Raw genomic sequence first — 17,693 nt, 5'->3', positions numbered from 1 at the left:
GTACTGATGGCCCATTCCAACGACGAAATCCGCGGGGTACTGGTGCAGGTGGCCGACCAGCGGTTGCTGCTGCCCAACGCCACCGTGGCCGAAGTGCTGGCGCGGGTTCCGGTCGAGGTGATCGCCAATGCGCCGCACTGGCTGCCGGGACGGATCGACTGGCACGGCTGGGAGGTGCCGCTGGTGGCGTTCTCGCGGTTGTCCGGGCTGGACGAGGAAGGGGTGGCCGCCAACAGCAAGATCGTGGTGCTGAAGACTCTCGCCGGCGGCGAGGGCATGCCGTATCTGGCTTTGTTGACGCCGTCATTCCCGCGCCTGATCTCGGTGCCACGCGATGGACTGCTGGCCGACGCCAGCGAGGAAACCCTGCCCGAGTGCGTGCAGATGCGCGTACTGCTGGGCGACGACCAGGCCCTGCTGCCCGATCTGGAAAAGCTGGAGACGATGGTCGGCCAGGCGCTGGCCGAGGCGGCCTGAGCCGTCTAGAAATCGCCGAATCGCGATTGCAGGGCGGCGATCGTCGCCAGTCCCGCTGTTTCCGTGCGCAGCACGCGCGGCCCAAGCCGCAACCCCATGAAGCCGGCCTCGACCAGAGCCTGCCGGTCGCGCGGTGACCAGCCGCCTTCCGGGCCGATGGCGATCGCGACCTCGGCCGGTTCCGGGACTGGCAGGTCCGCCAGTGTGTATTCGCCCTCCGGGTCCAGGACCAGCTTCAACGTCGCCTGGATGGCGGCGGCCGTGACCAGCGGCTGCGGTTCGGCCAGCGCCGGTATCGTCGCCCGCCCGCTCTGTTCGCAGGCCGAAACCAGCACGCTGCGCCAGTGCTGCATCCGCTTGGCGGTGCGTGCGGCGTCCAGCTTCACCTCGGTGCGTTCGGCCAGTACCGGCACGATGGCCGTCACGCCGAGTTCGGTCGTCTTCTGCAGGATCAGGTCCATCTTCTCGCCGCGAGCCACGCCTTGCAGCAGGGTGATGCGCAGCGGCGATTCGCGCGGCACCGGCGTGCGCGCCAGCACTTCGACGACCACCGCGCGCTTGTCCACCGATTGCAGGCGCGCGGCATAGTCATGGCCGTCGCCGTTGAACAGCACGCAGTCGTCGCCCGCGCGCAGGCGCAGCACCCGGACCAGATGGGTGGCGGCGGTCTCGGGCAGGGTCAGTGTCTGCCCGACCGCCAGCGGCACTTCGACGTGGCAGCGGGTCAGGCGCATGCGCAGGCCTCGTCGATCGCGGCGCGGGTGACTTCGGCCAGCAACTGCAGTTGCTCGTCGTCGATGCAGTACGGCGGCATCCAGTACAGCACGTTGCCAAGCGGGCGCAGCACCACGCCGCGTTGCAGCGCGGCACGATAGGCCTTCAGGCCGACCTGCGCGGCAGCCGGGAACGGCGTGGCCTTGTCGCCGCCACGGGTCAGTTCGAAGGCCAGCACCATCCCGGTCTGGCGCAGGTCGGCCATGTGCGGGTGCGCGCGCAGCGGTTCGGCCAGTCGCGCCATCGTCGCGGCGCGCTCGCGGTTGTTGGCGATCACGTCGTCCTCGGCGAAGATCGACAGCGAGGCCAATGCCGCCGCGCAGGCCAGCGGGTTGCCGGTGTAGCTGTGCGAATGCAGGAAGGCGCGCTCGCGCGAGTCGTCGAGGAAGGCATCGTAGATGGACTGGGTGGCCAGCACCGCCGCCAGCGGCAGGAAGCCGCCGGTCAGCCCTTTCGAGACACACATCAGGTCGGGCATGACGCCAGCCTGCTCGCAGGCGAACAGGCTGCCGGTGCGACCGAAGCCGGTGGCGATCTCGTCGGCGATCAGGAACACGCCGTGCGCATCGCACAGTTCGCGTGCGCGGCGCAGGTAGACCGGATGATGCATGCGCATGCCGCCGGCACATTGCAGCAGCGGCTCCAGGATCAGTGCGCAGACTTCGCCGGCGTGGCGGTCCAGCAGGTCGGCCAGAGCATCAGCGGCGCGCAGCGCACGCTGCTCGGCGGTTTCGCCGGCAGCGGCCAGATAGGCGTCGGGCGAGGGCGCGAACAGCGCCTGACCCATCAGTGGTGCGTAGACCTGCCGATACAACGGGATGTCGCCGACCGCCAGCGCACCGAGGGTTTCGCCGTGGTAGCCGTTTTCCAGCGCAATGAAGCGGGTACGCCGCGGCTCGCCGCGGTTGTGGAACCAGTGGAAGGCCATTTTCAGCGCCACTTCGACCCCAGCCGAACCGTTGTCGGCGTAGAACACCTTGGCCAGCGGCGCGCGACCCGCCTGTCGTGGGGCGACCGCCAGCAGGCGCTCGGCCAGTTCGATCGCCGGCGGATGGCCGAAGCCGGCCAGGATCACCTGTTCCAGGGTGCCGGCCTGGCGGGCGATGGCGGCAGCGATGCGCGGCTCGGCGTGGCCAAACAGGTTGGTCCACCAGCTGCTGACCGCATCCAGATAGCGGCGACCGTCCTGGCCAACCAGCCAGGCGCCGTCGCCGCGCGCGATCGGCACCAGCGGCAGGGTTTCGGACAGGTGTTCGCGCATCTGCGTGCACGGGTGCCACAGCACGGCCAGGTCGCGCGCGCGCCATTGCCGCGCGTGGTCGGACTCGGGAATCGGGGTGGGCTCTGATAGCATGCTCGGCGCATGATCCTTGCAGACGATCTTTCCATCATATCGGCCGCGCGCCGCCGCCGCATGGACACGGGCGCATGAGCCGCAGGCTTCCGGTCATCCATGGCGTCAACGAGGTCGATGCCGGTCCGTACCGGATCGAACGCATGGATCTGGAGTTCTCCAATGGCGAACGCCGGCGTTTCGAGCGCCTGGTCAGCCGCGGTCGCGGTGCCGTGGTGGTGGTGCCGATGCTGGACGCGGACACGGTGCTGCTGGTGCGCGAATATGCGGCAGGCATGCACCGCTACGAGCTGGGCCTGGTCAAGGGCCGGATCGACGGCGACGAAAGCCCGGCGCAGGCCGCCGATCGCGAACTGAAGGAAGAAGCCGGCTACGGCGCGCGCCGGATCGACGTGCTGCGGCCAATGACTTTGGCGCCGACCTACATGAGTCATCAATCCTGGCTGGTGCTGGCGCGCGACCTGTACCCGGAGAAGCTGCCGGGAGACGAGCCCGAGGAGCTTGAAGTGGTGCCGTGGAAGCTGGATCGGCTGGACGAACTGATGCTGCGCGAGGATTTTTCCGAGGGCCGTTCGCTGGCGGCGCTGTTCATCGCCCGCGAATGGTTGAGGGGCACAGCATGAAACGCTTGTCCGCGGACCATTGCGAGGCGGTCATCGCGCTGGCCGGCGAAGCCGCCGAGGCGATCCTCGCCGTGTACGACAGCGACTTCTCGGTCGAGGAAAAGGCCGATCGCAGCCCGTTGACCGAGGCCGACATGGCCGCGCACCGGATCATCGTGCAGGGCTTGCAGAAGCTGACCCCGGACTGGCCGGTGCTGTCGGAAGAAGCCGCCGACATCCCGTGGGAAGAACGCAGCGAATGGCCGACCTACTGGCTGGTCGATCCGCTGGATGGCACCCGCGAGTTCGTCAAGCGCAACGGCGAGTTCACCGTCAACATCGCCCTGATCGAGAACCACCAGCCGGTGTTCGGCGTGGTGCTGGCACCGGTGACCGGTGCCCTGTGGCATGCGCAGCAGGGGCAGTCGGCGTTCCGTCGCGATGGCGAGACCGACACCGTGCTGCGGACCCGGCGCCCGGCGCTGCCACCGTTGCGGGTCGCGGCCAGCCGTTCGCACCGTGACGCGCGCACCGAGGCGCTGCTGGCGGGGATGGGCGAGATCGAACGGGTTGGACTGGGGTCTTCGCTGAAGTTCTGCCGCATCGCCGAGGGCGGACTGGACGCGTACCCGCGCTTCGGGCCGACCTCGGAATGGGATACCGCCGCGGCGCAGTGCATCCTCGAGGCCGCCGGCGGAGCGCTGCTGGCGCCCGACGGCCGTGCCTTCCGCTACAACCGCCGCGAAACCCTGCTCAACGGCGACTTCATCGCACTCGGCGACCCGGCGCTGCCGTGGCAGTCGTGGCTGTCGGAGGCGGAAGCGTGAGCGCGCCCGGCGATATCGCGCGATTGCTGGAGATCATGGCCCGTCTGCGCGAGCCGCAGCGGGGCTGCCCGTGGGACCTGCAGCAGGATTTCTCGACTATCGCGCCGTACACCATCGAGGAAGCCTACGAAGTCGCCGACGCGATCGACCGCAACGATCTGACCGACTTGAAGGACGAGCTGGGCGACCTGTTGTTCCAGGTGGTCTTCCATGCACAGATGGCGCAGGAGCAGGGCGCCTTCGCCTTCGCCGATGTGGTCGAGGCAATCAGCGACAAGATGCTGCGCCGCCACCCGCATGTATTCGGCGACGCCTCGCGCGAGGATGCGGCTGCGGTCGAGCGCAGCTGGAACGAGATCAAGCAGGCTGAACGCCATGCCGCCGGCGAGCAGGACGACTCGGCGCTGGCCGGCGTGGCCCGCGGCCTGCCGGAGTGGCAGCGGGCGGTGAAGCTGCAGTCACGTGCGGCACGCACCGGATTCGACTGGCCGGACACCGGGCCGGTGATCGACAAGCTGTACGAGGAAATCGAGGAAGTCCGCGCCGAACTGGCGACGGGATCGGTCGAACGGAACCACGCGCGGTTGGAAGACGAGATCGGCGACCTGCTGTTCGTCGTCGCCAACCTGGCTCGGCACACCAAGGTCGACGTTGGTGCTGCCTTGCGCCGCGCCAATCTGAAATTCGAGCGCCGCTTCCGCGCGATGGAGGCGCTGGCCGACGCGGAGGGCCAGCCGCTGCCGGAACGCAGCCTGGAGCAGCAGGAGGCGCTGTGGGAACAGGTCAAGCGGCAGGAGCCAACCGCGGAATCCTGAGCCGCGGCGCCGTTGTGCACTGCGGCCATTCGCGCCATCATGCCGCTGGCACACGCCGCATGCCTCGGGAGGGGAAATGAGCCGTTTCGCCAGTTTCCGCGACTTCTATCCGTTCTATCTCAGCGAGCACCGCAACAACGTCTCGCGGCGGCTGCATTTCATCGGCAGTTGCGGGGTGTTGCTGCTGGTCGCCTGGGCGATCCTGCAGGGCAATCCCTGGTGGCTGCTGGCTGCGCTGTTCTGCGGCTACGGTTTCGCCTGGGTCGGGCACTTCTTCTTCGAGAAGAACCGGCCGGCCACGTTCAAGCATCCGATCTATTCGTTCATCGGCGACTGGGTGATGTTCAAGGACATCCTGACCGGCAGGATCCGGTTCTAGCCGGAGACGGACAACAGGGTCGGCGGCTCTCTTCCGAATCCCGTCATGATCCCGTCATGCGACATGTCGGGTACGCACGGTTAGACTGGAGTTTCCTCGACTAGCGGGAGTTCGCCATGCGTAACGTATGCGTGCGATTGGCTGGCCTGATCGGCCTGCTGTGGCTGGGTTCGGCACAGGCCGAGCCGCAGGCCAGGCCGTTGGAGTGGGGCGTCGGCGGCGAGCGTTTCAGCGGCTATCTGGTCTACGACCCGGACAATGCTGCACCGCGTCCCGGCCTGGTCATGGTGCCGAACTGGATGGGCGTGACCGATGCGGCCGTCGAGAAGGCCAAGGCGATCGCCGGCCGCCAGTACGTGGTGCTGGTGGCGGATGTGTACGGCAAGGAGCGGCGGCCGTCCAATGCGAAGGAGGCCGGGGCCATCGCCGGCAGCCTGCGTGGCGAGGATCGCGAGCCGCTGCGGGCACGCATCCGTGGCGCGGTCGATGCACTGAAAGCCCAGGCCGGGCAAGCGCCGCTGCAGGCCGACAAGATCGGCGCGTTAGGGTTCTGCTTCGGCGGCAGCACGGTGCTGGAGCTGGCGCGCAGCGGCGCCGACGACGTGGCCGGCGTGGTCAGCCTGCATGGTGGCCTGACACCGGGCGGGCAGAGCGCCACGCTGGTGGTGAAGACGCCGATGCTGGTATTGAACGGTGCCGACGACAAGTCGGTTTCCGCCGCTGATGTCGTCGCGTTCCAGCAAGAGATGGATACGGCCGGCGCTGACTGGCAATTCGTCGATTACAGCGGTGCCGTGCACTGCTTTGCCGAGGCCGATGCGGGCAATGATCCGGCCAGCAACTGTCGTTACGACGAGCGTGCGGCCAAGCGCGCCTACCGGGCGATGGCGGATTTCTTTGCCGAAGTGTTCGACGCTGCGGACTGAGCCTGTGCTGCGGCGATCGCTGCCGTGATCGCGGCGCGGGCCTGCGGACTGTTGCGCCAGCAGGTGGTGCCCAGCATCGCCGCGATCTGGCGGGTGATGTCTTCGGGCGTTGCCCCCGCGAGTTCCTGCAGCGAGCCGTAGCCGATCTGTTCGAGGCGGTCGACCACGGTAGGGCCGACCCCCTTCACCGCAAGCAGGGTCGCGCGCTCGGCGGCCGGAAAACCCATCAGTACACGCGCTCGATGGCGTAGCGCGCCAGCCCGCGCAAGGCGGCGAGGGCGGCGGTGTCCGACAGACCGTCGAGCGCCTGTTCGGCGGCTTCGGCGTATTCGCGCGCGCGCTGGCGGCTGTAGTCGATGCTGCCGGCGGCGCGGATGGCGGCCAGCACTTCCGGCATAGCGTCGCCGTCGCCCTGGCGGACTATCTCGCGCAAGCGTTCGCGTAGCGTATCGCTGCCCGCGTGGGCGATGGCGTGGATCAGCGGCAGGGTGGCCTTGCCTTCGGCCAGGTCGTCGCCGAGGTTCTTACCGAGCTGGGACGCATCGGCGCTGTAGTCCAGCACGTCGTCGGCGATCTGGAAGGCGTAGCCCAGCTGCATGCCGTAGTCGTACAGCGCCTGCTGCACGGTGTCGCCGGCGTCGCTCGCCAGCGCGCCCAACCGGGTGCCGGCGGCGAATAGTACCGCGGTCTTGCGCTCGATCACCCGCAGGTAGGCAGCTTCGTCGGTATCCGGGTTGTGCACGTGCAGCAACTGCAGCACTTCGCCCTCGGCGATGCGGTTGGTGGTGTCGGCCAGGATCCGCATCACTTCCATGCGGTCCAGCTCGACCATCATCTGGAAGCTGCGCGAGTAGAGGAAATCGCCGACCAGCACGCTGGGCGCATTGCCCCACAGCGCATTGGCGGTGCTGCGGCCGCGGCGCAGGCTGGATTCGTCGACCACGTCGTCGTGCAGCAGGGTCGAGGTGTGGATGAATTCGATGATCGCCGCCAGCAGGTGATGCTCGGCCCGGCTGCCGCCCGCGGCCTGGCCGGCCAGCACCACCAGCATCGGTCGCAGGCGCTTGCCGCCGGCAGAGACAATGTGGTCGGCGATCTGGTTGATCAGCACCACGTCCGAGGACAGGCGCTGGCGGATCAGCCGGTCGACGGCGGCCATGTCGTCGGAGGCGAGCGCCTGGATCTGCGGCAGGGCCAGTGCTGGCCGGAGGGATTCGACGGCGGACATGCGGGAGGGTCGGGGAAAGTCCCTGAATTATAAGGGGCGCGGCGGCGGAAATCCCTACCGGAAGACGGGGCTTTTACCGATGCCCGGCCGTGCGCGGCTATACTCCACTGTCATTACCCGCGCTGGGCGGGGCAGATCACGGGAACGATATGGCACGCGGCATCAACAAGGTAATCCTGGTGGGCAACCTGGGCAACGACCCCGAGACCCGTTACACCCAGGGCGGCATGGCGGTGACCCGCATCAGCCTGGCGACCACCAGCGTGCGCAAGGACCGCGACGGCAATACCCAGGAGCGCACCGAATGGCACCGGGTGGTGTTCTTCGGCAAGCTGGGCGAGATTGTCGGCGAATACCTGCGCAAGGGCAGCCAGGTCTACGTGGAAGGCTCGATCCGCTACGACAAGTACACCGGGCAGGATGGTGTCGAGAAATACTCCACCGACATCATTGCCGACGAGATGCAGATGCTGGGCGGTCGCGGCGACAGCGCCGGCGGTGATCGCAGTTCGCGTCCGCAGCGGCAGGAGCACGGTGGTGCGCAAGGCGGGCAGCGCCGTCCCGCACCGGCAGCATCGCCCGCGCCGGCCGATGATTTCGCGGACGACGATATCCCGTTCTAGGCGGCAGCTCGAGTTCGGATGAAGATTCGTTTCGAGACGAGCATTCTGGCAATCGACAAGGAGATGACGTGCCGACTTGGCTAGTCACCGGCGGAGCCGGTTTCATTGGCGGCAATTTCGCGCTGCAGGCAATCCCGCGCAGGATCCGGGTCGTCAATCTGGACGCGCTGACCTATGCGGGCAACCTCGACACCCTGTCCTCGTTGCGTGGCAATCCCGATCATGTGTTCGTGCAGGGGGATATCGGCGATCGCGAGTTGGTGTCGCGCCTGCTGGCCGAACATCGTCCCGATGCGGTGATCAATTTCGCCGCCGAAAGCCATGTCGATCGGTCGATCGACGGCCCCGCCGCATTCGTGCAGACCAATGTCGTCGGTACGCTCGGGCTGCTCGAGTCGGTGCGCGACTACTGGAAATCGCTGGAGGGCCAGGCGAAGCAGGCGTTCCGCTTCCTGCACGTGTCCACCGACGAGGTCTATGGCACGCTGGGCGAAACCGGCAAGTTCTCCGAAGCCACGCCGTATGCGCCGAACTCGCCGTATTCGGCTTCCAAGGCCGCTTCCGATCACTTGGTCCGCGCATTCCACCATACCTATGGCCTGCCGGTACTGACCACCAATTGCTCGAACAATTACGGGCCGTATCACTTCCCGGAAAAGCTCATTCCGCTGGTGATCGCCAAGGCCCTGGCCGGCGAGCCGCTTCCGGTCTACGGCGACGGCAAGCAGGTACGCGATTGGCTGTTCGTGGCCGATCACTGCGAAGCCATTCGCACGGTGCTTGCCAAAGGACGGGTCGGCGAGACCTACAACGTCGGCGGCAATTCCGAGAAGCAGAACATCGAGGTGGTCAGGACGATCTGCCGCCTGCTGGACCAGCGCCGTCCGCGCGAGGACGGTCAGCCTCGCGAAACCCAGATCGTCCATGTTGCCGACCGGCCCGGACATGATCGCCGCTATGCCATCGATGCTGGCAAGTTACGCGATGAGCTGGGCTGGGAGCCAAGCTATACCTTCGAGCAGGGCATTGCCGAAACCGTCGACTGGTATCTGGACAACCAGGATTGGGTGCGGCGCGTGCTCGATGGCAGCTACCGTCTTGAACGTATCGGAGCGGCGGCATGACCGCACGCAAGGGCATCATCCTGGCCGGTGGTTCGGGCACGCGGCTGTATCCGATCACGATGGCCATCAGCAAGCAGCTGCTGCCGGTCTACGACAAGCCGATGATCTACTATCCGCTCAGCGTATTGATGCTGGCCGGAATCCGCGAAGTGCTGATCATCAATACCCCGCACGAGCAGGCCCTGTTCCAGTCGCTGCTGGGCGACGGTTCGCAGTGGGGCATGCGCATCGAATACGCGGTACAGCCCAGCCCGGACGGCTTGGCCCAAGCCTACCTGATAGGACGGGACTTCGTCGGCGGCAAGCCGAGTTGCCTGGTGCTGGGCGACAACATCTATCACGGCCCCGGCCTGACCGCGCTGTTGAAGCGGGCCGACTCGCGTGAAAACGGTGCAACGGTGTTCGGCTACTGGGTCAGCGACCCGGAGCGTTACGGTGTAGCCGAATTCAACGAGGATGGACGCGTCATCGGGCTGGAGGAAAAGCCGGAAAAACCGAGATCGAACTATGCCGTGACGGGTCTGTACTTCTACGATGGTCGCGCCAGTGATTTTGCGGCAGCATTGAAACCGTCGCCACGCGGAGAGCTGGAGATCACCGACCTCAACCGCTGTTATCTGGCAGAAGGTACGCTGCATCTGGAACAACTCGGTCGTGGCTATGCATGGCTGGATACTGGCACTCACCAATCCTTGCTGGAAGCCGGCAACTACATCGAGACGATCGAGGCGCGGCAGGGCCTGCGGGTGTGCTGTCCGGAAGAAATCGCATGGAACAATGGCTGGATCGATGAGAGCCAGCTCGAAGTGCTGGCCAGGCCACTGGCCAAAAACGGATATGGCCAATACCTGCTGAGTCTGGCCAAGCGAGGCTACGTGCCGTGAGCCTGATCGAGACCGGCTTGCCGGGGTGCATCGTCATCGAGCCGAAGGTATTCGGCGACGAGCGCGGCTTTTTCTACGAATCCTTCAATCTGGACAAACTGGCCGGGCACGGTTTGTCGCCGACGTTCGTGCAGGGTAACGTTTCGTCCTCGTCATGCGGTGTGTTGCGGGGGCTGCATTATCAGTGGCCCAATCCGCAAGGCAAGTACGTTTCGGTGCTGGAAGGCGAGGTCTGGGACGTGGCGGTCGATATCCGTCGCGGATCTCCGCACTTCGGGCACTGGGCCGCGGTGTTGCTGAACGCGGAGAACAAGCGGCATTTCTGGATCCCCGAGGGCTTCGCCCACGGCTTCGTCGTGCTCAGCGAACGCGCTCTGTTCACTTATCTGTGCACGGCAACCTACGATCCTGCTGCCGATGCCGGTATCCGCTGGAACGACGCCGAACTCGCGATCGACTGGCCGGTGTCGGAGCCGCAGTTGTCGGGCAAGGACAGCAAGGCGCCGTTCCTGTCCGAAGTGCCGCCGGAACGCCTGCCAGTCTATCCGGGATGAAATTTCTCCTGCTTGGTGCCAATGGTCAGGTCGGCCATGAGTTGCGGCGCAGTCTGGCGCCATTGGGCGAGGTGATCTGCACCACGCGCAGCGGACGGTTGCCGGATGGTGCGGCTTGCGAGATTGCCGACTTCGACCGTCCGGACACCTTGGCGCCGCTGGTCGGCCGTCTGTCGCCCGACGTGGTGGTCAATGCGGCCGCCTATACGGCAGTGGATCGTGCCGAAACAGAACCAGAAGCTGCTTATCACGCCAATGCCGAGGCACCAGCGTCATTGGCGCAAGCTTGCGCATCGTGCGGTGCGTTACTGGTGCATTATTCCACCGATTATGTGTTCGACGGCACGAGAACGCGCCCATATCGCGAGGACGACCCGACTTCTCCGCTTGGTGTGTATGGCGCCAGCAAGCTGGCTGGCGAGCAGGCGATCCGTAACAGCGGAGCTCGTCACCTGATTTTCCGCACCGCTTGGGTCTACGCCAGCCACGGCAGGAATTTCATGCGGACCATGCTCAGGCTGGCTGGCGAACGCGACGAGCTGCGGGTGGTGGCCGATCAGGTCGGCACGCCGACATCGGCAACACTGATTGCCGATGTCACGGCGCAGATTCTAGGTCAACCATTCCGCGAATCGGGTCTGTGGCACCTGACCGCGACCGGCCAGACCAGCTGGCACGGTTTTGCCGAAGCCATCGTCGGCCAGGCGCACGAACGGGGGCTGATTGCACGCATGCCGACTATCGTGCCGATCACCACCGCGGAATACCCCACGCTGGCCAAGCGGCCTGTGTATTCTTGCCTGGACACTTCCCGATTACGAGAAGGCTTCGCAATCGATCTCTCACCATGGGAACAGTCGTTGCGGAGGGTTCTCCGGGATATTCACTGATCAGGAGGTATGGCAGACGGATCCGCTCCGGCATGGAACTGCCCTCTATCTCCTTACCTTGACCATGTCGTGAGTAGACAGAAGGCCTTAGTGAGTTTTGGAAAGGAGCAATCGCTGGCCGGGCAGGAGCGCCGGGCGCAAGGGGCATTGCTAAAGTGCTGTTACTGTCGGAATATCGGAATACAGATAACCGGGTTTGGGAGGGGATTGATGGACATGACCATTCGGGGTATCCATTGCCGATACTTTCCAGGCGCATGGCTGGCGTTGCTGATCGTGATAGCGGTAAGTGCATCGGCGGCGTCTGCACAGGTTAAAGTTGAAGGCTTCATTCGCAAGGATTCCTTTACCGACATCAAGATTTCTCCGCTGGGCGACTACTATGCTGCCACGGTTCAACAGGAGGACCGTACGGCATTAGTAATCCTACGCAGGTCTGACAACAAGGTTACGGGTTCGATTACCCTCGGTCGGAACAATCACGTGGCGGATTTCTGGTGGGTGAATCAGGAGCGTGTGCTGTTTTCGGTGGCGCAGAAGCTCGGCATGCTCGATCAGCCGCAACTTACCGGCGAGCTTTTTGCGATGAACGTGGATGGATCCAGAAAGGAGAACCTGCTCGGCTATCGGGTCGAAAGCAGCGGTCCTGGGACGCGCATCCAGAGGAAACAGGTTGAAGCAGTTGCTGGCCAGCTTGTCGACATTCTTCCGGATGATGAGAAGAGCGTACTGGTCAGGATACGGCCATTTGGCGAATCTCAGTACACGCGTGTTGAAAGGATGGACGTCTATTCGGGACGCAGGGTCCAAGTGGCCCGTTCCCCGGTGCCGGATGCAAATTTCGCCACGGATGCTTCAGGGATTGTCCGCTTTGCTTATGGTGCCATGGCCGATAACGCCAACAAACTTTATTACCGCGATGACGGTAATCAGGAGTGGCGGCTGATCAATGACGAGGCAGTGACGGGACTCGTCGAGTGGCCAGTTGGATTCAGCGAGAGTGGACGTTTGGCTTATCTCCAGGTCGAGCGAAGCGAGGGCGCCGATTCGGTCGTCGAATGGAATCTGGGAGGTGCTGAAAAGCGCGAAGTGCTGAGAAACGACAATACTGATCCCACACGAATGATGTATTCGGATGGCAGGAGCAACGTTCTGGTGGGTGCATTGTTCCAAGATGGGAAGCCGGTTTGGAGGTATCTGGATCCGGAAGGTAGCCATGCGCGTATGCAGCGTGGGCTGGAGGAGGCTTTCCCCGGATCGGTGGTGCTGGTGACCTCCCGCACGGACGACGGGAAATTGGCATTGCTGGAAGTTTATTCCGATACAAACCCTGGCGACTTCTACTTGTTCGATACCCAAGCGAAAAAAGTCGATTATATTCTGAGCCGCAGGGACTGGCTGGAACCGGAAAGAATGTCGGTGAAAACTCCGGTGCATTTCCCGGCGAGGGACGGACTGGCATTGCATGGATACCTGACCGTGCCTAAGGGCAGTATTGGCAAGGGGTTGCCAATGGTCGTACTGGTCCATGGCGGCCCCTTCCAAGTCCGGGATGGTTGGGGATTCGATGCAGAAGTGCAGATGCTGGCTGCTGCAGGGTACGCGGTTCTACAGGTCAATTTTCGCGGCTCGCCCGGTTACGGGCGAGCCTTTGGTGAAGCTGGTGCCCGCGAGTGGGGTGGGAAAATGCAGGATGACGTCACCGATGCGACCCGCTGGGCCATCGGCAATGGTATCGCTGATGCTGGCAGGATATGCATCTACGGAGCGAGTTACGGCGCATATGCATCCATGATGGGGGCTGCCAAGGAGCCAGATCTCTATCGGTGTGCGGCTGGATATGTAGGTATCTACGACTTGCCGATGATGTATACACGGGGCGACATAGGAGAAATGAAATCCGGACGGAATTATCTTCGGGATTGGGTAGGGGATCAGGCACAGCTGGCCGCGGTTTCTCCGGTCAACATGACCGATCGCATCAAGGTTCCGGTGTTCCTTGCGGCTGGCGGCGAGGACGAGCGTGCCCCTGTTCAGCATACCGAATTGATGGAAAAACGCTTGCGGGCCGCTGGAGTTCCTGTTGAATCCCTCTACTATAAGACAGAAGGTCATGGGTTCTATAAAGAAGAAAATCTGCGCGAGTACTACACGAAGCTATTGGAGTTCTTCGGGCGCAACCTAGGAAGTACTTCCCGACGGTAACGATCTGCATTCTATTACGGCACGACGGGCCATGGCCGCATGGGTGCTTGCTCTATTCTGGAGAGTAATGCTGGCCTGAGGAGTCGAAGCTGGAAGCTGTACGGTGCTACTCCGTTCCGTGCATCATCCGTTTCAGCAATGGTGTGAATATCAGTGCGATCAGGGCGCAGCCGAGGCCGATCCACATCATCAGCCAGAACAGGTGGGCGTACCCGGCAGCGGCTTCGGCCAGGTCGATGGTCTGTCCTTCGGGGACGTCGACGGCAGCCAGTTTGCCGAACTGGGCGGCCAGCATTTCCGAGAAGGCCGTGGCCAGGAACCAGGTGCCCATCATCAGGCTGACCACGCGCGGCACGGCCAATTGGGTCACGGCCGACAGTCCGACCGGCGACAGGCACATTTCACCGATTTCCAGCAGCAAATAGGCCATCACCAGCCACCAGACGCTTGCCATCTGTCCGCTGATCCCGACCTGTTGCGCGGCCCAGGCCAGCGGGATGAAGGACAGGCCGGCGAAAGCCAGGCCGATCGCCGATTTGAACGGCTTGGACGGGTCGGCGCCATGCCGGCCCAGCCAGCCCCACAGCGCGGCGAACAGCGGCGCCAGCAGGACCAGGAACAGCGCGCCGAGGTAGGTCAGCGAACCCGCGGTCTGCGGCAGCACCAGACAGTCGCGTACCAGCAAGACCAGCATCAGTGCGACCACGCCGGCGAACAGCCAGCGCGGCGTCGACGAGCCGGGTCGGCGGTCCGACAGCTCGGCGGCGAGCACGAAGGCCAGCGGCGCCAGCAGCAGCGAGGCGATCGACCACGGCAGCGGCAGACCGTCGCGGACGACCAGGGCGGGCACCAGATCCTTTTCCAGCATACGGTCGGTGAAGGTCACCCACGAGCCGTAAGTCTGTTCGTACAAGGTGAAGAACACCAGGGCCATGAAGATCAACGCCATCAGCGCCAGCATCTGCCCGCGCTGCACCGGCGTGCATTGCGTACCGAGGAACCAGCCGAACCACAGCAGCACCGCGCCCAGCACCAGCACCATCAGCAGCGCGGCCAGCGAGAATTCTCCGCCCAGGGCGAAACTGCCGTTGGCTGCGGCCCACATCAGCCAAGCCACCGGCAGGGTGCCGAGCGCCGCGCACAGGTAGATCAGCCATTCGCGCGGCAGTCCCAGCATGCGCTGGCGGAGCAGGGCAGGTTCGCGCGGTTCGGCGTGGCCATGCAGGTATTTCTGTCCCCACAGGAACATGCCAAGCCCCAGCAGCATGCCGATGCCGGCGGCACCGAAGCCGTATTTCCATCCGTAGACCTCGCCGAGGAAACCGCAGATCAGCGAAGCGAACAGCGCGCCGAGGTTGATGCCGGCGTAGAACAGCGAGAACCCGGAGTCGCGACGTGGGTCGCCATCGGCATACAGCTTGCCGACGATGGTCGAGATGTTGGGCTTCAGGAAGCCGACGCCCATGATGATCAGCGCCAGCGACAGGTAGGTGATGCGCAGTGCGGTCTCGTCGCGGACGATGACATCGCCGCTGGCGGCGGCCGGGCTGCCTTCGAAAGCCATGCCCAGATGGCCCAGCACCAGCAGGATGCCGCCGAACACCACCGCCTTGCGCATGCCCAGCCAGCGGTCAGCCAGCAGGCCGCCGATCACCGGGATGCAATAGACCAGGCCGCCATAGGCGCCGATCAGGTCGTAACCGGCCTTGTCGCCGAACAGGTGGTACTTGGTCAGGTACAGCAGCAGCAGCGCCTTCATGCCGTAGAACGAGAAGCGCTCCCACATCTCGGTGAAGAAGCAGACGTAGACGCCCTTGGGGTGGCCGAGGAAATCGCCGTGGGTCGGAGAGATTGAAGCGGTAGTTGCGGTCACAGCCGGCTCCTGGGGGACTCGGGCGAGTATATCGCCGCACTTTCCCGCCGCTGCCGCATCGGGTAGCGTGTGGGCCTTGTCTGCCGACCGGGAACCGCGATGAAAGGAGAAGCCGTACCGCAGTTGACCTTCCGGGCCGTGGTGCTCGCGGTCGTGCTGGCCGTGGTGCTGTCGGCAGCCAACGCCTATCTGGGCCTGTTCGCCGGCCTGACCGTGGCGACGGCCATTCCCGCGGCGGTGGTGTCGATGGGCGTGCTGCGCCTGCTGGGCGGCGGCACGATCCTGGAGAACAACATCGTGCAGACCGGCGCATCGGCAGGTTCGTCGATCGCCGCCGGGGTGATCTTCACCATTCCCGCGCTGATCATCTTGGGTTACTGGCAGGACTTCCAGTATTCGTGGGTACTGGCTATCGCCGGTTTGGGCGGTTTGCTGGGCGTGCTGTTCTCGGTACCGCTACGCCGTTCGATGATTGTCGAGGACCCGCTGCCGTTCCCAGAAGGCAAGGCCGCGGCCGAAGTGCTGAAGGCTGGCGAGAACCCGGGTCCGGGTCTGAAAATCCTGGCTTTTTCCGCCGCCATCGGAGCACTGCTGAAGGTCGCTGCGCACAGCGGTATGCGTCTGATTCCCGATACTGCCGCAGGCGCGGGCTTTTTCGGCAAGTACCTGGGTTACATGGGCACCAACCTCTCGCCGGCGCTGCTGGGCGTGGGTTATATCGTCGGCCTCAATATCGGCATCGTGGTGTTGTCGGGCAGCATCCTGTCGTGGCATATCGCCATTCCGCTGTACCACATGGCCTTCCTGGGCACCGATCCGGCGCTGGCGCAGAGCATCGTGGGGGCGGGAGCTGAAGATGCGGCCGGCGCAATCTGGTCGGCCAAGATCCGCTATCTCGGAGTCGGCGCGATGCTGATCGGCGGCGTATGGACGCTGTTCTCGCTGCGCAAGTCGCTGCTGTCGGGCGTGAAGAGTGGCATCGCTGCTGCGCGCGCAGGCTCGGGTGGTCACGACGTTGCCGAAACCGAGCGCGACCTGCCAATGAAATGGATGCTGATCGCCCTAGTGGTGTTCGTGCTGCCGCTGCTGCTGCTGTACCAGGCCATTGTTGGCGTGTGGCACGTCAGTATCCCGATGGCCATCATCATGATCGTGGCGGGTTTCCTGTTCGTGTCGGTATCGGCCTATCTCGCGGGTCTGGTAGGTTCGTCGAACAACCCGGTGTCCGGCATCACCATTGCGACCATCCTGTTTGCCTCGGTTGTATTGCTGTTGCTGCTGGGCGAGAGTGGACGCATGGCAGTCGGAGCCGGCGGTGCACCGCTGGGTGCGGTAGCCGCGATCATGATCGGCGCTGTGGTGTGCTGCGCTGCGGCAGTCGGCGGCGACAACCTTCAGGACCTCAAGGCTGGCTATCTGGTCGGTGCCACGCCGTGGAAACAGCAGCTGATGCTGGGAATTGGCGCATTCTCCTGCGCGCTGATCATGGCCCCGGTGCTGAACATTCTGTCCGAGGCTTACGGTATTGGCGCACCGACGGCCGAGCATCCCAATCCGCTATCCGCCCCGCAGGCCACGCTGATGGCGTCGGTGGCCAAGGGTCTGTTCGGTGGCGAACTGCCTTGGAGCATCATTGGCATCGGCGCAGTGATCGGCGCGGTCATCATTGCCATTGACGAAGTGTTGAAGGCCAGGAGCAGCAGTTTTCGTGTGCCGGTGTTGGCGGCTGCCATCGGCATCTACCTGCCGCTGGAACTGATGGTGCCGATTTTCCTGGGCGGCCTGCTCGCCTACTTGGTCGAGAAGCGTCATGGCATGGCGGGCACGAAGGACGAGGAGACGCGGGACCGTCTGCACCGACCGGGCACTCTGTTCGCCGCCGGCTTGATCACCGGCGAAGCGCTGATGGGCATCGCGGTGGGTATCGCCATCTACGCCACCGATGACCCCGATGTCCTGGTTTTGCCCGAGATCTTCCAGCAGGGCGAGATCGTCGGCCTGGTCGTGCTGTTCATTGTCGGTTGGCTGCTGTACCGCACGGGCGTCAAGTCTAAGGCGCTTGGCGAGGTCGAGCCTGGTCCGCGTTGAGTGGACACACGGCGCAAAAGGCGTGACCAGACGCCTTTGCGCTGGGGCGCATTTAGCGCCTAACATCGGG

Annotated in this window: 18 protein-coding genes; 13 read left to right on the top strand and 5 right to left on the bottom strand. The window is 64.4% G+C overall.

The features are described from left to right. Nucleotides 1-6: 6 nt before the first annotated feature. The gene (locus tag CSC70_RS11095; RefSeq protein ID WP_425501574.1) at nucleotides 7-477 is read left to right on the top strand and encodes a chemotaxis protein CheW; all 471 of its coding nucleotides are present in this window, start codon (nucleotides 7-9) and stop codon (nucleotides 475-477) included. Between the two features lie 5 nt (nucleotides 478-482). On the opposite strand, the gene CSC70_RS11090 is transcribed toward CSC70_RS11095, so the two are convergent. Both CSC70_RS11090 and bioA read right to left on the bottom strand, forming a co-directional pair. Beyond that, complete coding sequence (locus tag CSC70_RS11090; protein ID WP_162456690.1) at nucleotides 483-1,211, bottom strand: 16S rRNA (uracil(1498)-N(3))-methyltransferase; 729 nt, start codon at nucleotides 1,209-1,211, stop codon at nucleotides 483-485. Then, the gene (gene bioA / locus CSC70_RS11085) at nucleotides 1,202-2,605 is read right to left on the bottom strand and encodes an adenosylmethionine--8-amino-7-oxononanoate transaminase (RefSeq protein ID WP_162456689.1); all 1,404 of its coding nucleotides are present in this window, start codon (nucleotides 2,603-2,605) and stop codon (nucleotides 1,202-1,204) included. The genes CSC70_RS11090 and bioA overlap by 10 nt, the downstream gene beginning before the upstream one ends. Nucleotides 2,606-2,679: 74 nt before the next feature. Here bioA and nudE point away from each other — a divergent pair, with 74 nt between their 5' ends. The 5 genes from nudE to CSC70_RS11060 all read left to right on the top strand — a co-directional run bounded on the left by nudE (nucleotide 2,680) and on the right by CSC70_RS11060 (nucleotide 6,154). Next, nucleotides 2,680-3,228, top strand: coding sequence for an ADP compounds hydrolase NudE (gene nudE / locus CSC70_RS11080; RefSeq protein WP_162456688.1), 549 nt, complete (start codon nucleotides 2,680-2,682; stop codon nucleotides 3,226-3,228). Next, nucleotides 3,225-4,034 (top strand): 3'(2'),5'-bisphosphate nucleotidase CysQ, encoded by an 810-nt coding sequence (gene cysQ / locus CSC70_RS11075; protein WP_162456687.1) that lies wholly within the window; start codon nucleotides 3,225-3,227, stop codon nucleotides 4,032-4,034. Before nudE ends, cysQ begins: the two co-directional genes overlap by 4 nt. Beyond that, nucleotides 4,031-4,849: a nucleoside triphosphate pyrophosphohydrolase gene (mazG, locus tag CSC70_RS11070; RefSeq protein WP_162456686.1), complete on the top strand. Its 819-nt coding sequence runs from the start codon at nucleotides 4,031-4,033 to the stop codon at nucleotides 4,847-4,849. The genes cysQ and mazG overlap by 4 nt, the downstream gene beginning before the upstream one ends. A gap of 76 nt (nucleotides 4,850-4,925) precedes the next feature. Further along, nucleotides 4,926-5,228 carry an Mpo1-like protein gene (locus CSC70_RS11065; RefSeq protein ID WP_162456685.1) on the top strand — a complete coding sequence of 101 codons (303 nt, stop codon included), beginning with the start codon at nucleotides 4,926-4,928 and terminating at the stop codon, nucleotides 5,226-5,228. Nucleotides 5,229-5,344: 116 nt separating this feature from the next. After that, nucleotides 5,345-6,154, top strand: a complete 810-nt coding sequence (locus tag CSC70_RS11060) for a dienelactone hydrolase family protein (RefSeq protein ID WP_162456684.1) — start codon at nucleotides 5,345-5,347, stop codon at nucleotides 6,152-6,154. Here the strand turns inward: CSC70_RS11060 and CSC70_RS11055 are convergent. Both CSC70_RS11055 and CSC70_RS11050 read right to left on the bottom strand, forming a co-directional pair. Beyond that, nucleotides 6,103-6,381 (bottom strand): helix-hairpin-helix domain-containing protein, encoded by a 279-nt coding sequence (locus CSC70_RS11055; RefSeq protein WP_162456683.1) that lies wholly within the window; start codon nucleotides 6,379-6,381, stop codon nucleotides 6,103-6,105. The genes CSC70_RS11060 and CSC70_RS11055 overlap by 52 nt on opposite strands. Then, nucleotides 6,381-7,382 carry a polyprenyl synthetase family protein gene (locus CSC70_RS11050; RefSeq protein WP_162456682.1) on the bottom strand — a complete coding sequence of 334 codons (1,002 nt, stop codon included), beginning with the start codon at nucleotides 7,380-7,382 and terminating at the stop codon, nucleotides 6,381-6,383. Before CSC70_RS11050 ends, CSC70_RS11055 begins: the two co-directional genes overlap by 1 nt. A 149-nt stretch (nucleotides 7,383-7,531) precedes the next feature. On the opposite strand from CSC70_RS11050, the gene ssb reads away from it, so the two are divergent. The 6 genes from ssb (at nucleotide 7,532) to CSC70_RS11020 (ending at nucleotide 13,662) form a co-directional block, all read left to right on the top strand. After that, nucleotides 7,532-8,005 (top strand): single-stranded DNA-binding protein, encoded by a 474-nt coding sequence (gene ssb / locus CSC70_RS11045; RefSeq protein ID WP_162456681.1) that lies wholly within the window; start codon nucleotides 7,532-7,534, stop codon nucleotides 8,003-8,005. Nucleotides 8,006-8,073: 68 nt separating this feature from the next. Then, the gene (rfbB, locus tag CSC70_RS11040; protein ID WP_162456680.1) at nucleotides 8,074-9,129 is read left to right on the top strand and encodes a dTDP-glucose 4,6-dehydratase; all 1,056 of its coding nucleotides are present in this window, start codon (nucleotides 8,074-8,076) and stop codon (nucleotides 9,127-9,129) included. Continuing rightward, nucleotides 9,126-10,013 carry a glucose-1-phosphate thymidylyltransferase RfbA gene (gene rfbA, locus CSC70_RS11035; RefSeq protein ID WP_162456679.1) on the top strand — a complete coding sequence of 296 codons (888 nt, stop codon included), beginning with the start codon at nucleotides 9,126-9,128 and terminating at the stop codon, nucleotides 10,011-10,013. Before rfbB ends, rfbA begins: the two co-directional genes overlap by 4 nt. Then, nucleotides 10,010-10,567 (top strand): dTDP-4-dehydrorhamnose 3,5-epimerase, encoded by a 558-nt coding sequence (rfbC, locus tag CSC70_RS11030; RefSeq protein WP_162456678.1) that lies wholly within the window; start codon nucleotides 10,010-10,012, stop codon nucleotides 10,565-10,567. Before rfbA ends, rfbC begins: the two co-directional genes overlap by 4 nt. Then, on the top strand, nucleotides 10,564-11,457 hold the full coding sequence (gene rfbD, locus CSC70_RS11025; RefSeq protein WP_162456677.1) for a dTDP-4-dehydrorhamnose reductase: 894 nt from the start codon (nucleotides 10,564-10,566) through the stop codon (nucleotides 11,455-11,457). The genes rfbC and rfbD overlap by 4 nt, the downstream gene beginning before the upstream one ends. Nucleotides 11,458-11,673: 216 nt before the next feature. Next, nucleotides 11,674-13,662, top strand: coding sequence for an alpha/beta hydrolase family protein (locus tag CSC70_RS11020; RefSeq protein WP_162456855.1), 1,989 nt, complete (start codon nucleotides 11,674-11,676; stop codon nucleotides 13,660-13,662). A gap of 106 nt (nucleotides 13,663-13,768) precedes the next feature. On the opposite strand, the gene CSC70_RS11015 is transcribed toward CSC70_RS11020, so the two are convergent. Further along, the gene (locus tag CSC70_RS11015) at nucleotides 13,769-15,535 is read right to left on the bottom strand and encodes a peptide MFS transporter (RefSeq protein WP_246189406.1); all 1,767 of its coding nucleotides are present in this window, start codon (nucleotides 15,533-15,535) and stop codon (nucleotides 13,769-13,771) included. A 99-nt stretch (nucleotides 15,536-15,634) separates the two neighbouring features. Here CSC70_RS11015 and CSC70_RS11010 point away from each other — a divergent pair, with 99 nt between their 5' ends. After that, nucleotides 15,635-17,623, top strand: a complete 1,989-nt coding sequence (locus CSC70_RS11010) for an OPT family oligopeptide transporter (RefSeq protein ID WP_162456676.1) — start codon at nucleotides 15,635-15,637, stop codon at nucleotides 17,621-17,623. The last annotated feature ends 70 nt before the right edge of the window (nucleotides 17,624-17,693 follow it).

The organism is Pseudoxanthomonas kalamensis DSM 18571 (assembly GCF_010211745.1).
Lineage (GTDB): Bacteria > Pseudomonadota > Gammaproteobacteria > Xanthomonadales > Xanthomonadaceae > Pseudoxanthomonas_A > Pseudoxanthomonas_A kalamensis.
The sequence above is the reverse complement of the archived record's forward strand: the minus strand, read 5'-3'. Positions and strand labels throughout refer to the sequence as shown.